This is a genomic window from Bacteroidota bacterium, from assembly GCA_019637975.1.
Lineage (GTDB): Bacteria > Bacteroidota > Ignavibacteria > UBA10030 > UBA6906 > CAADGV01.
Genome location: JAHBUR010000054.1, coordinates 1 through 14,479, shown reverse-complemented (window position 1 = coordinate 14,479; position 14,479 = coordinate 1). Strand labels below are relative to the sequence as shown.

The 14,479-nt window shown below is 51.5% G+C and carries 10 protein-coding genes; all 10 read right to left on the bottom strand.

Translation table 11 applies throughout. From position 1 onward, the window contains the following. Positions 1 to 1,563: apolipoprotein N-acyltransferase (gene lnt / locus KF749_17875; protein ID MBX2993024.1), on the bottom strand; the 1,563-nt coding region annotated here is incomplete at its 3' end. Further along, positions 1,560 to 2,147, bottom strand: a complete 588-nt coding sequence (locus tag KF749_17870; protein MBX2993023.1) for a phosphatase PAP2 family protein — start codon at positions 2,145 to 2,147, stop codon at positions 1,560 to 1,562. The genes KF749_17870 and lnt, both read right to left, overlap by 4 nt. Continuing rightward, a complete protein-coding gene (locus KF749_17865) occupies positions 2,144 to 2,770 on the bottom strand; it encodes a DedA family protein (protein ID MBX2993022.1) in 627 nt (208 codons plus the stop codon). The genes KF749_17870 and KF749_17865 overlap by 4 nt, the downstream gene beginning before the upstream one ends. Before the next feature lie 8 nt (positions 2,771 to 2,778). Then, positions 2,779 to 3,264: a 2-C-methyl-D-erythritol 2,4-cyclodiphosphate synthase gene (gene ispF, locus KF749_17860; GenBank protein MBX2993021.1), complete on the bottom strand. Its 486-nt coding sequence runs from the start codon at positions 3,262 to 3,264 to the stop codon at positions 2,779 to 2,781. A gap of 115 nt (positions 3,265 to 3,379) precedes the next feature. Further along, positions 3,380 to 3,658: an acylphosphatase gene (locus tag KF749_17855; GenBank protein ID MBX2993020.1), complete on the bottom strand. Its 279-nt coding sequence runs from the start codon at positions 3,656 to 3,658 to the stop codon at positions 3,380 to 3,382. Between the two features lie 168 nt (positions 3,659 to 3,826). Beyond that, complete coding sequence (gene pbpC / locus KF749_17850) at positions 3,827 to 6,199, bottom strand: penicillin-binding protein 1C (protein MBX2993019.1); 2,373 nt, start codon at positions 6,197 to 6,199, stop codon at positions 3,827 to 3,829. Between the two features lie 23 nt (positions 6,200 to 6,222). After that, the gene (locus KF749_17845) at positions 6,223 to 11,862 is read right to left on the bottom strand and encodes an Ig-like domain-containing protein (protein ID MBX2993018.1); all 5,640 of its coding nucleotides are present in this window, start codon (positions 11,860 to 11,862) and stop codon (positions 6,223 to 6,225) included. A gap of 94 nt (positions 11,863 to 11,956) precedes the next feature. Next, positions 11,957 to 12,847 carry a DMT family transporter gene (locus tag KF749_17840; GenBank protein ID MBX2993017.1) on the bottom strand — a complete coding sequence of 297 codons (891 nt, stop codon included), beginning with the start codon at positions 12,845 to 12,847 and terminating at the stop codon, positions 11,957 to 11,959. Between the two features lie 83 nt (positions 12,848 to 12,930). Next, entirely contained in the window at positions 12,931 to 13,962 is a 1,032-nt protein-coding gene (locus KF749_17835; GenBank protein MBX2993016.1) for a DUF362 domain-containing protein, read from the bottom strand. A gap of 104 nt (positions 13,963 to 14,066) precedes the next feature. Beyond that, the coding region (locus KF749_17830) for a methylmalonyl-CoA mutase (protein ID MBX2993015.1) at positions 14,067 to 14,479 on the bottom strand (413 nt) is incomplete at its 5' end.

Sequence of the window (14,479 nt, the reverse complement as noted above, 5' to 3'; positions counted from 1 at the left end):
CCGGTTGGTTATTCTCAGAATTGTCCTGTTCAGGGTTGCTCGAGTGAACAACTCTGTTTTATCATAGACTCGCCCGTAGGGGTCAATATAGGAAGAAAACCCGCCGACAGCGCAGCGTGCGACCCATCTGCGATTCTCGACAGCACGGAAGATTGCGTACTGGTGGTGTTGGTACGCCCCTGACATTCGATCCCACCAACTGTCAATTGTAATGATGGCAATGAACTCGGCTCCCTTTTTCACGAACGAGGCAACGAACTCCGGATATACTGATTCGTAGCAAATGAGCGAGCAAAATTTTGTTCCGGCTTTCCGTTCTTCAAACACAACAGTGTCTTTCCCTATCTGCCAGCCTCCTATGCCTACTCCCCATCGTAAAAAATCAAAGAAGTAGAACGCATCGGCATACGGTACGCGCTCGGCAATCGGCACCATCTTCATCTTCCCATACCAAGGCACATTTTCACTCCCCGGCTGAACGAACGCAGCGGCGTTGAACGCATCATACCGTTCACCTGTTGCTTGAATCCGCTTTGCGCTCGGCGGCGCCTGTGTTGTATCGTCGTAGTACACGGCGTGCGGCAACCCGAACAAGACGGGAACACCAATTGCGTTGATTTTCTCTTTGACAAGATTGAGAGTTGAACTGTTTTGCGGGGTAAGAACATAGTACGGCATCGCCGTCTCAGGCCACAAAACAATGTCGGGGGGATTTTCCGGATGGTTCTTTACAAGCGAATCCGTCATCCGCATATATTCGTTCAACGTTTCCAATCCGCTCCGTTCCCATTTGTCCCACGGGTCCACATTGGATTGCACCATTCCGACGGTGACGAGCATCTTCTTTGCCATGTCGCTTGTGGGAACAGGCTTTTCCACAGGGGGTGCAGCACGGAGAACTCTCAATCCGTAGGCCATCGGAAGAAGATACACGACGAGAAAGGTGATTGCGAGCGAGATATTTCTCTTACTCCGCCACCCTGTTCCTTCAATAACTATTGAGCGGACGAAGAAATATGCTACGACATTCAAGAAAAGAATCCACAGTGATAACCCGATCACGCCAGTGTATGACACCATCTGAATGCGGGCAAGATCGTACGATTGCGTGTTGCCTAACGTAATCCACGGAAATGACCATTCACTGAGCGTGTGGGAGTATTCGTACGCAACCCAGAAAAACGGCAGCGCTGTGAGTGCGAGGCTCTTGCCGGCATGGTTTCTCACGAACAGAAATGCGCCCATTGGTAGAAAATAAAACAGCGGGTGAACCGTCATAGTGATTGCGCCCGCTACCATCATGTAGGGATCGTTCATGTGCGCATAGCCACCGGTCCAGTTGAGCGTGATGACATGAAAGACGAGCATTGCTACATATACGTACCCGAGTCCCGCCTTTATTCTCTGAACATCATCAAGCGCCAGCAGCAGCGGTACGAGCCCGACACAGGCGAGAATTCCGAACGAACTCGGCGGGAATGCGAAACCTAACAACACTCCGGAGAAAATGCTGAGGGAGATTCTTCGAATTGAAGCATCACTTGGTTTTAAGAAGAATGTCACTGTTTGCCTCGTTCAACAGCAATGGAAGGAAGCAGCTTCTCTGAAACAGCTTGCCATCCCCCCACAACGAACAGTGCTACACCTGTTCCAATGACAGCTCCCCCAAGAACATCCGAAGGATAGTGAACGCCGACAAACACGCGGGAAATGGCTACAAGTGAGGCAAAAATGTAAAGGCCGGTGCGGGCTTTGGGATAGTACCACGAGAACATCGTCGCCACACCAAAATTATTGACTGCATGAGAGGATGGAAACGACAGCCCTCCGCATCCCACCAGCAAGTGAATTTCCCCGGCAGAGAAGGCATGGCAGGGGCGAACTCTGCCTACAAGTGACTTGATGAAAGTACTGCTGAACTGGTCGCTGATGAACAGTAAGGGAATAAGAATCAGTGCGGCGGTTCGTCCCCGCTTCCCTCCTTTGATCAATAACCACAGCCACACTCCAATCAAGAGAATTCTGATCGGCCATTTCTTGTCGTAATCGGTCAGATATGGCCAGAAGACATCGCCGACGGATGTGGCAAGGGTTCCATTAAAGAAATGAAATGCGGCAACATCAATCGAATACAGCCAGTCGATCATTGTTGGGCCTCTTCGTTATCTTTCTTGCTGTCGGAAGAAAAGAACACTCTTGCCAACCATACCAAAGCAACTACGATGATTATACCTGTCACAACCTGACTGTATGTACTCAGGTAGAATCCGATGCGTTCCCAATTTTGTCCGAGAAAGTACCCTCCTGTAACCAGTATGGCATTCCAAGCCAGTGCGCTCAGGAAGCAGAGAACAGACGTCCGAAGGAGGTTTAACTCAGCCATGCCGGCAAAAAACGAAACAACCGCCCTCGTGCCCGAGAGAAATCTGTTTGCAACAATAAGCCAGTAGCCATGCTTCTGAAACCACGCCTCGACCTTGTGAACAGCGCTGACGGGTATGAACGTGATTTTCCCCTGCTCGAGAATTGTGTCGCCGAACCAATCACCGATTTTGTACATCGTCATAAAGCCCAGTGTGCTGCCGAGAGTGGCAATGAGCAATGTTTCGGCAAAACCTACACGGCCTATTCCTATCAGTGAGCCGCCCAGCACAATTACCGTATCACTGGGAGACGGGGGAAAGATATTTTCGATATATGCAAACGCAAAGACTATTGCATAGACAAGAACCGGATCAACCGATTGGATGTAGTTGATGAGACCTTCCACGGCGGGAGCTACTCCTTTACGATACAAACAACAGCATGCGCAGCGGCCCCGTCTCCTTTACCGATGAACCCGAGACCTTCATTCGTGGTTGCTTTGACAGAGACGTCGCTTTCCTGCATTCCCAGTGTTTCGGCAATGTTCTTTTGCATCCGGGGCACGTAGGGATGAATTTTCGGATGCTCCATCACAACGGTAATATCAAGATTGACAATGGAAACTCCCGATTTCGCAAGCAGCTCGCCGACATGCTTGAGCAATTTCAAGCTTGATATGCCTTTATACGCCGGATCGGTATTCGGGAAATGCTTTCCGATATCTCCCAACGCCGCCGCACCGAGCAATGCATCCATGAGAGAATGCAATACGATATCGGCGTCGGAATGTCCGTCAAGACCCTGATCATGCGGGATTTCGACCCCTCCAAGAACAAGCTTCCGTCCGTTCACAAAGCGATGCACGTCAAATCCAAACCCGATACGGGGGTACGATTGCAGTTTCACAGGTATGTATTGAGGGAGATAACGATTGTTCTGTTGTTGGGCATCAATTGTCGTCAATCAATGAGGGGTGGCGCACCAAGCCGTTCTGATTACAATTCCATCCGGTTCTCTATCGGATCTGAAAATCCGGAAACTCGCCCGGGTTCACATCCTTCCAATATATCTTCAGATTTGTTACTCGGGCCGATCTGGGACCCACCTTGATTTCTTTGATGAATTCTTCCAGAGGAGAGCGGTCGGCCTCTGCCTCGATTTCAACGTTACCATCATAAAGGTTGTGAACCCATCCGCGGATACCCAGGCTCTGGGCCTTACGATGAACAAACCACCGGAACCCGACACCTTGGACCAATCCTTCAACAACAATATGAACGCGTACAGACATCAAGAGATGTCTTCGACCTTGACAGAAAATTCCTGGAACAGCTTTGATGAAACGAGTTCGTCGTAGTTCGGATATGTTCTGTTTTCGAAAGTCTGCGTCAGCATCATGCACTCCTCTCACTCTTGTTGTCAAAATAAGTTGATGCGGAACGAAATGCAACATTGGCCCATGCTACTGAACATCCAGCGACACAGGCTCCGATTGAACGCCTGATGCTCCTTTCTGTCCTTTCAGCATTAAGGTGTGATGGCCTTTGTTCAGTGATGCAAGCGGAAGGCGAAACGTGTACGGCGGTTGAAGTGTCGAGATCTCGGCGCCGTTCAGCCACAGCGAGACGTTCTCCACGTCCGGCGAGACCAGTGACTCGATGAGAATAGATTGGAACTCGGGTCGCAACACCGGGTCGAGCCGGAACACATCCCCGCGAGTTGGCGAACTGAGAGCAAGAGGAACATCGTGCCTGTCCGGTTTAGCGCTTACTCCGGAAGGAGGCCTTGGCAGTCCCTCCTTTTCAGTCCAACTGTCGAAGATGGGAGGAAAGATCTCGAAGGCCCGTTCTTCAACAAACTCGGAAGGCGTATTCCGGGATGCACGAAGTCCGTTGCGCCGGTCCAACGCGATTCTTCTATGCACACTGCAGATCATGTGCGGTTCGGTGCCTGAAATAAACGACTCGTGAAACTCGCCGGGACAATCTCGCGAAACCAACATTCCGGAACGCGGACAAATATTCATTGTTACGATTCCCTCCGGAACTGTGAACACCGAAGGCAAGGCGGCAGACTGGTGCAACAATAGCATAATGTCTCGAAATAGCGGTGCCGCCCCGGTAATACCCGATACAAGCTTCATCGGCTTTGCGTTGAAGTTACCAACCCACACTGCAACGGTGTAAAGCGGCGTGTAGCCTACAGTCCAATTGTCTTTGTAGTCTTTGGATGTTCCTGTCTTCGCCGCACACGGAAACGGCAAATTGAGCGAACTGTTTGCGCCAAAGGCAGGTGCACGGGCCTGCGGATCTGAAAGGATATCGGTGAGAAGATATGCCACTTGCTCGGAAAACACCTGGCGATCGGCATCGGTATCTTTCAAATGTTCTCGAGGCCCTCCAACAAGCTTAACACTATCAATAAAAAGTACATTACTGTAGTGACCGCCTGCCGCCAGCATACTGTACGCGTTCGCCAGCTCCAGGAGATTCACTTCGCCGTTCCCCAGTGTAAGTCCCACACCGTAGAACGATGACGGTTGATTCAAAGAAGAAAACCCGGCTGAATGAAGTGTTTGTAGCAACAACTCCGTGCCGAATCGTTCAGCCGTTCTCACTGCAGGAACATTATACGAACATGCCAGTGCAGTCCTCAAACGGACGGGGCCGTGGTACTTCTTGTCATAATTCTCCGGAAGTAAATCCACATCGCCGTCACCGTACATACGCGGAATGTCCGCCAGCAACTCGGCGGCCGTCATTCCGTGTTCAAGCGCCATGCCGTAGGTGAAGGGCTTCAGTGTCGAGCCCGGTTGCCTCAACGCAAGAGCGCCGTTCACCTGTCCACCGGCAATTGTATCGAAGAAATCCACCGACCCGACAAGCGCCGCGAGCTCACGCGTCCTGTTGTCGATAACCACGATGGCACCGTTTGTAATTGCGTGTTTCTTCAAGCGTGCAAGATGAGCCTGAAGCAGCAGTTCTGCAGATTTCTGAACGTTCAGGTCGATGGTTGTGTGAATTTCCGCAATCTCCCCTTTCTCCTTCTCCGACAGCTTGCTGAGAATCATTGTCGTCAGATGCGGTGCCTTGAAACGTGCCGAACGGGGGACGAGAACGAGCGGCTCGTGCTCGGCACGTTCATATTCCTCGTCTGAAATGAATCCCCCGGACTTCATTCTCCCGAGAACATACAATTGGCGGTTTCGAACCCGCTCGAACCTGTTGTAAGGGTCATTCAACGTTGGTGAGTTGGGAATTGCGACGAGAAAGGCAGACTCGGCAAGCGAAAGTTGCTTTGCCGGTTTTCCAAAGTACACGCGGGCGGCCGCATCGACTCCTGACGTTTGATTGCCGAAGGATACCCTGTTCAGGTACTGGACAAGAATCTCCTCCTTCGACATCATCCGTTCAAGGCGCAGCGCATACCATGCCTCCCGCAGTTTTTCAGCAAAGGTTCGTTTCGGACGGAACACATTGCGAATCACCTGCATTGTCACAGTGGAGCCGCCGCTGACAACCCGGCCTGCCCGGATATTCTGGACAGTTGCGCGGGTAACTGCAAGAGGATCAACGCCGGGATGCCGGTAGAAGCGGGAGTCTTCGGTTGCTATAACCGCATCAACAACGTGGGGAGAAATATCGCCAAGGTTGCACCATCGACCCTTCCCTTCGTCCCCGGAAAGGACTTCCCTCAACATCGTTCCGTGCTTGTCATACATTCTCAGCGATGTCACCTGCGCCGGTGAAAACAACTCCCGATCGAGAGGCACATACAGCAAAATCACGAACATGCCAAGCGATCCAAGAAAGGCGACTGCTGATATTTTCAGCAAGCGGGTCCGCACGTCATATCACTCTATTTGATTTCCACCTTGCCACTTGCAGTATTGCCGAACACTTCAGGCTCGTACATCATTTCCGTGTATGTTGCCGGTGCGATGAACGTGCCTAATCGGGTTGCACGGGCAAGGTACGTGTACGTATGAATACCTGCTTCAAGCTGATCTGCAAACAACATCACCCGGTCGTCGTGAAATTCATTGTAGTTGAATGAACCCCACCAACGATATCTGCTTTCATCGGACTGAATGTCACCTAACATGCGTCCAAGCTCGCTGCTTTCCGTTTGCAGCGAAGTAGTAACCGCCTCGAACCCCGCTGGAAGCGGGTCTTCAACAACCACAAAGTTGCGTTGTTGCGGAGTGATTACACGTAACGTGATCTTCACTATTGAACCGGCAGTAAAGGTGGCACCTGCAGGGTTGGTTTCAGACCGGAGCGGTTCAATGGTTTTCGTGATGGCGATGCCTTCGTCCGCCGGAGTGGCGGCATTTGTCGGGAAGTACGACATTCGCATACCGGCATACAGAATTCCGGTTCCATCTTTCTTGAGATGCAACGGAAGCTCCTTCCCTTTCTCGAACCCATCCAGGTCACGCACGATCCGTTCGGTTTTGAGACTTCTCCCCTCGAACATTTTCGAGAGAATCTGTGTTGCTGCAACCCTGATTTCTGCCCGGAATTTCGGTTCTTCCTTCTCATATTTCCTGAAGTATGTTGCCAACGCATCAACCACATACACATTCTCCTGCGTGTTGCTCCACCTTCCCGACTTTCGTTGATCCAGTAACCATCGTACAATCTTGGCAGGAAGGTCGGCTTTGCCGGCCGTGAATGCATCAGCGGCAAGCAATGCCTGAAGCGAGATTCCCGTTGTTCGCGTGTTGGAACTCCAGCACCATTCAAGCCCTTTGACGTTCGGTTCTTCAAAGTGTGCAGATGTGGGGCTGATTTTGATGTTGTTGAGAAGATTTGACGATATCGTCTGCATCATCTTCTTGTTCTTTGTCGAAGAAGCAATGGCGTTCAGCAGCGTCGCCCGAGCAACAAGAGGAATCTTGTCGAGAGTGCGGAAATACGTCTCGTAGTATGAAGGCTCCGGTTGTCCGGCAATTGCAAGTGTGTACAGAATCAGCGTTTTGGTTGCCGCCCACGTATGCGACGTGTACGGATATGCGGGCATTTTGTCCTGCCATCGCAACACTTCCTTTACATATTCCAGACCTCTGTTGTAGACCTGCTGACTGACAGTGTATCCGGCCTTCTTCGCGACAGCAAGCACGTACATGACATACGCTGAAGCATACGGCGCATCGCGCATCGTGCCCGGCCAGTACATGAAACCGCCATTCCAAATCTGGTATCGGGCGATCTCGCGCAACGTGTTATTCACAACCGCTTTCGCATCCTTGCCTTTCAACGGTTGAAGGCCGAATGCTTCAACCATCTCTCGCCCCAAAATAACGGGAAGAATAGCGGAGCACTTCTGTTCAATGCAACCGTAGGGGTACGTCATCAGATATTCCACGCTGTTTTCCAAACCCGAAAGCGCCGTTGATGCAGCGGTAAACTCAATCGAACCCATCCGCTCATAGCTGTTTTGGGGGACAATCACCTTCAAATCGGTGGATCGGGTGATCGCCTGAAAATCGGCGACGGTTTCTTTTCGTCGAGGAACTTGCAACGGAATACTCAGCACTAATCCATCTGTCTCGCTGCCTTCGGATGATGTGTAGGTCATCTTTGCCTGGAACGTGAACGTCGCTTTCCCTACCCTCTTCACTTCAAACGGCTGGCGAATTTCTTTGCTTTCGCCCGCTGCAAGGGGAAACTCGACGACTTCTTTTCCCTTCATTGTTATTGTTTCAGATGTTGTTCTCAACGAAACAGTTCCGTTCTCTTTCGTGTAGTTGTGCACAACCACGCCGGCTTCGAATGCATCTCCCAATCGGGCAAAACGGGGAATGGATGCTTGCAGCAATAACGGCTTGCTGACCGTGAAGCTTTTCTCGCTGTACCCGAATTCCGACTTCTTCGTCTGCGCGACACACATGATGTTGAATGTCGTGAGATTGTCGGGTAACTTGAATCTGAACCTCAGTGTGCCTGTACTGTCGGTTCTCAGGAAGGCATTCCAATACGCAGTTGATTTGAAATTGCCGCGGGTTTCAATCCCTGCAAGATCGGCGCCGCCACCTCCACCTTCATCCTCACCTTTCTCGCCAAAACTCCGTGACTGAACAATTTGTATTCGGGATTCTGTCGTTACAACTGAGAGAGGGCGCGCACCGTAGAATTCATCAAACGGATCGGGCAACCGGTAACCAATCAGATTCAGCGTACCCTTGTCGGCAACACTTACGGCAAGCTCGGTTCGCACAGGGTTTCCGGCAGCATCCTTCGCATTCACCGTGACTGATACAGTGTCACCGGGGCGGTAGTTCTCCTTGTCGGATTGTGTTGAGAGGGAGAGATGCCGCGTTCCCGGATCGACTATCAGCTCAACGTAGCCAATCTTGAATGAAGGCCTGCCGACATCGGTTGCTTGCTCGAGTTCGGGATTTTTTGACATTCTCCCCTGGAGAAGAATAACCGAGACGAACATATTCGGTAACGATTTCTCGTCGAGCGGGACTCGTATTTCGGGGGCGCTGCCTTTTAGCAATGTCCGCCAATGCTTCATCACGCCTTCCCGTTCAACTGTCACGAGTGCCGTCGCCTCCTCGTACGGATTCTTGACAATGATGCGGGCTGTTTGTCCCGGCTTGTATTTCTTTGCATCGGCAATCAATTCGATGCGATCATCATCCGACCGTTCCCACGCAACGTAATCGGAGCCGCTTGCGTAGAAATACGTGTCGCTCACAATCTCGTTGCCGCGTTCATCTTTTCCCTGAACTTGAATGACGTACAATCCGGATTGTTCCGGCACAAACGTCATCGAACGTGGCTCGCCTGAAGTCGTAAGGCTGAATTGGTGGAGAACTGTGTCAACTGCCTGTGACTCCCATGAATACCCGCCCTGTATGCTGGCCTTCCGAACTGAATGCCACACGCGCTTCAGTACTACTCCCTCCAGCGGCTTGCCGGACATGATTCTCCCCTCTGATCCGACAGCAACCACTTTGAACTCAAGCGTGTTCCCCTTTTGCACAAACGTTGAAGAAGGACGTATCCCGATATAGTACAGTCCGCCATGAATCGTCGTCCCGATACGTCCCGAGACGGTTTGCCTGCTCGGCGAAGTCACATCTGCCTCGAGCACAAGCCGCCCCGTTGAACGGATATCTCCCACGACTGTCTTCACTTCAACATCCAGCATTCCTTTTGCATTCAGTACAGTATCTTTTGTGAACAGCAGTTTGGATTGAGGACCGGACGCATAGCCGTACGACCAGGTATTCCGACCGAACGAATACTCTTCCCATCCTTCGGGAGTAAACCACGAAGGATCGAACCGAAGTCGCCATCGTACTTTTTCCCCCCTCATCTCCCCGCCGAAAAGGTACTTTGCAGAAAACGAGCCTCGTACCGTATCGCCGACTGTATAGCCTGCCTCACGGAATCGAGTGCTCACCTCAAACTCGCTCACACGATATGCTTCGACCCTGAACGACTCCCCTGCGATGTACGTGAACGGCTCCTCCGGGTGTGGTCGTTTCTTTCGCATAAGCGCTTCGATCCGATAGTACCCGAGCCGGGCTTCTTTGGGGATGACGTATGTTGCGGCAAGTGAGCCGAACTCGTTCAGCTTCATCGAATCGAGCTTCACCTGTTCGTTCTGTGCGTCGTACACACGAAGGAGAACTTCCCCCGCGGCTACTGCCCAATCATTCCCGCGACGGTTGCGAAAGATCCCCTTGAAATTCACCTCTTCTCCCGGTCTGTACAAGCCCCGATCCGTGAATACCGATCCCTGCCACGGCTCATGCTGCGGATTCCAATCCGTGTTGACGTTGAACCGGTACGGCTCAATGCCGTCCTGCCATGTTGAAGCCGTGTAGGCAATGTCATCGCCGTTGGTGACAATCACCCACATGCGCGGTGCCGACCATTCTGAACGCGGAATATTCTCGAACGTTCCCCAGCCTGTTCCCAGGGCAGTTCCTTCAGTATTCGTCGTTCCCCGCCACAAAATCTTGTTTGAATCATCCCGTACTTGAACCTGCGCGCCGGCAAGCGGCTTTGCCTCTTTCAACGTTGTAACCCACACGAGTACGTTTTCTGGCGAGAATTTGGCGGACACCCCCATGTCGGTCACCTGAACGTCAGCCTTCAAATGCGGCACAAACTCCAATGCCGGATCTGCGTCGGCCCGGGAAATTTGCAACAACAATGCTCCCCTCTTGCTTTCGCCGAGCGCTTCGTCGAGGTTAAGACCTCTTGTCGTTCGGACATCACGCTGAATCTTCGGCTCCCATTTTTTGTTGACCTCAAAACGGACATTCAGCTTGCTCCCTCGTGAGTACAGAGTGTCGCTGCGAAGAATCGGAACAATGGTCTCTTGAGTCAGCTTCAGCATTTGCACGTGCACAGAGGCGACATTGAGCAACGTAACGGGGTACATTCGTTCGCCGTACGATTCAAGAATGCCGTGTCCGGTTGTCATGCTGAGTTTCGGCGGGAACGAAACCGTATTGAAGGTAAACCGGACATCGTTGCCGAGTTCCTGTCCAAAAACATCCTTCAGCTCTTTGCCGATGGTGCCGGTATATGTTGTCTGAGCCTGTAATGCGAATTCTATTGACGCATCGGTCGAACTCCAACCCCACTCGGAGTAGTCCATAGCTGTTTGAAGGGGGGGATTGAATGTGACGTATTTTGCGAGATCGTTTATTTTTACCGGAGTCTTGAAGCGAAACGTGAGTGCTCCCGACGGATCGCGATTTACCGGCTCATCAATGCCTAGAAATGTCATCGCCTCGTACGTCTCAAAACTGAAAGAAGCGTCCTTCGCCATCCCGAGCCGCCCTTTTGCGCCGGGCACACCTGCTATCAGGCGAACGGTGTATTTTGCAGCTTTCTTGAGCGGGGCCTGCGGCTTGACCATCAAAACAGATGTGGAATCGGCAACGTACATCTGACTTTTTCGTATTTCTTCCTGTGTCGGACGGGCGACTGTAAACGCGACTCCGGTCTTCGCTTCTGTAATGGTGATGTGCCTTGTTGCCTTTTCCGCATCCATCGGCTGGTTGAACTGGAGAAGAATCGGTGAGTTCACATCAACAGATTTAGCGTTATTCAACGGCCTGCTCGAAAGCAATACGGGGCGCTGCGTTGTGAATGTCCACCGAATATCCTTGACCGGCGTCGAGCCATCGAGAGCTGTTGTTCCCGACTTGATGATCACAACGTACTCTGAAGCAATTTCAAACGGTTCGGACGGAGTGAACGAAATCGTGCTTGTGCCAAGCCAGCGATATTTTCCTTTGACAGGCGGTGCAATCGTGAGCGGCCCCGTTCCTTCTCCTTCCGGCAATTCCCGGATCGGCACCATCGGTTTGCTAAACGTGGCAACAACGGTTTGCGTTTGATTCAATGCCTCTGTTTGTCCCTTCGGCCACATGGTAAGAACTTTCAGATCGCCGGATTGTTGAGATACCGAATTGGCCGAAGTCAGAATTGCAAGAAGCAGGATTGCATATCCTCGATGCATGTGATGTACTCCTGTGGAGGTGGATGGTGAGGCTACGTATTTATGAAAATATATCTCAAAGAAGAGACAAAAACCTGCGGTTGAGAAAAACGAATTACGATTCGGTGCCGGCCACAAGCCGGTTCAAACCGGGAATGCTGTCAGAAAGCTCCGACACGAGTACACCGATGACGATGAGGGCTCCGCCTATCATGCCCAATTCCCCCAACATCTCGCCAAGAATGAAGTAGGCGTAGATAGATGCCCACACAGGTTCGATTGTGAAGATAACCGCGGCACGCGTCGGAGTTGTGTACTTCTGAAACGTTGTCTGCACAAGCGTGGTAAGAACCGTGGCAAACAGAGTAAGATAGCCGACGGAGACTAACATCGAAGTAGTAGGATTGAAGAGAATCTCCTCGAACAGGAAAGCAGACGCCATGCCCAACACCGCACACGCAGCCGATTGGAGGAACGTGAGCTGAAGTGCCGTCATTGCTCTGGACGCAACATCGAGATAAACAATGTAGTAGGCAAACAACACAGCGCAGACAAGTGTCAGCATGTCGCCGAAATTGAATTCCGAACCAGCCGGCGCCGAAAGTAACCAGAGTCCGCCGACAACAATAGCTATACCGAGAATATTCCCGACTGTCGGGGAACGTTTTTCAATCACGAACTGAAGAACCGGAACAAATACCACCATCAAGCTTGTGATGAATGCCGATTTGGATGCCGTCGTATAATTCAGCCCGATATTCTGCGAGATGAAACCGAGGAACAGGATCAGCCCGAGGAAGCTCCCTTTCTTCAGGGCGTCCGGAGAAAGAGGAAGTATCCTTCGGGCAAAGAGGGTAAGGAAAAAGAGTGCGGCAAACGTAAAGCGGATTCCCGTCATCAGCACGGGCGAAATATCCCGCAATCCGATTTTCATCGCAACAAACGTGCTCGCCCAAATCAACGTCGTGGCAAAAAGGGCGTACTCCGCTTTGGTTTGTTTCGTCATTAAGATGCTTCAGGAAGAAGAACGAGGCGCATCTCCGGGTTCTCCGTTACAGAATTCGTGAAAGTGGAATTACAGATGGCCGGTCAGGATGCCGCTTTCTCCCGCACTTCCCGGTTCCGATATTGAGTGAACAGCCTGCCCCATGGGGTGGTAGCCCGCCAATGCTCGAATACCTTCTCGTCCTTGAGAGGCCAGCGATAGTAGTCATGATACGCTTCGGACCCGAAGATGAAGGCATGCACAAGCGGCGTCCGGAAGAACAGTTTCTGCAATCCCTTGAGCGGGCCAAACCAGGCGAGATTGCCGAACAGGCTCACACCGTTGTTGCCGACCGTGAAGCCCCATGATTCATTGGAGATATCCTCTCCTACAATCTCGATATCGCGTACATCGCCGACGCCGAGCTTGTCGTCATGCGCAACACGGATATATTCAATACTCAGCGGATCGAAGCCCATCATCTTCGCTGCGACGGCATCGATTGCAACCTGGTCCGCACTTGCAAGAATGTAGTCCTTGATAACGGGAAACATCGTCCTCGGGCCCGGGCCGTTTCCCGCCGTTGTTCCATCCATCATCGCAAAAATGCCGCTATGAATTTCTTTTTGGATTGCGAGAAGGTCAACGAGCGTCTTGTGAATCCACGAATGCGTGTAATGCCGTTTTGTGTTCAGCAATCCGCCGAAGGCATTTTTCATCGCGCCGGTTGTTGTTGTGTAGATGTGACATTTCACGGTGGGGAGATGAACGATATTCTTTCCGAAGAAGTAATCCGGGATGGTAATCCCTTCGGGATAAATCATCTTCAGCACGTGCATGTTCGCCTTCGGTTCGTACGTTATCCATTTCATATCCTCTTCCTTGAAGTTGAAGAGAACAGGAATGTCGTACTTCTTGAAGATGGGAACATAGTTGTTCAGATCTTCGCCTTTGAACGCGTCGGTAACAACTGTTTTGTTCTGCACACACGAAATATCTGTCAACCCGAATTTCTTCAGCGCAAGGATCGTCCCTTCCATTTGCCACGGCGTTGTGTTGGCGCCGGGAAACGGAAAATGCCAGGAGATATTGTCTTTCAGAATGGTGGTCGCGCCAGTACTGAGAACAGACGGCATACCGGCAAGTTCGGCAAGCCGCTGATAATCGTCGAGAACAGTTTCGGGCTTTGTTTTAAGAACTGCTACTTTGGATTTCACAACTTCCTCTTCACGTCAAGGCTCTAGAACACGGCAATCTCTTCATGCACACCAAACACTTCGGTCAGACTTTGGCACATCTCGCCGAGACTGACGTATGCTCTTGTGCAATCCAGCAGTTTCGGCATCAGGTTCGAACCATCCGAGGCTGTGCGGTTCAGTTCGGCGAGCGTTCGTTCAACATCGTCATTGTTGCGGGATTGGCGCAGATCCGCAAGACGCTTCTTCTGTTTCACCTCGACTTCCGGCGAAATCAGCAAAATCGGGATATCAATCTTCTCATCCTCTTCAACAAACTCATTCACGCCGACGATGATCTTTTCCTTGCTATCCAATTCAAGCTGGTAGCGGTAGGCTGCTTCTGCAATTTCACGCTGGAAAAAGCCCGCTTCTATCGCCGGAATGACTCCTCCGAGCGCATCGATCTTCTCAAAGT

Excerpts from the sequence above, each read along its gene's own strand:
- KF749_17870 (MBX2993023.1), bottom strand. The coding sequence starts at position 2,147 with ATGATCGACTGGCTGTATTCGATTGATGTTGCCGCATTTCATTTCTTT.
- KF749_17845 (MBX2993018.1), bottom strand. The coding sequence starts at position 11,862 with ATGCATCGAGGATATGCAATCCTGCTTCTTGCAATTCTGACTTCGGCC.
- KF749_17840 (MBX2993017.1), bottom strand. The coding sequence starts at position 12,847 with ATGACGAAACAAACCAAAGCGGAGTACGCCCTTTTTGCCACGACGTTG.
- KF749_17835 (MBX2993016.1), bottom strand. The coding sequence starts at position 13,962 with ATGCCGTCTGTTCTCAGTACTGGCGCGACCACCATTCTGAAAGACAAT.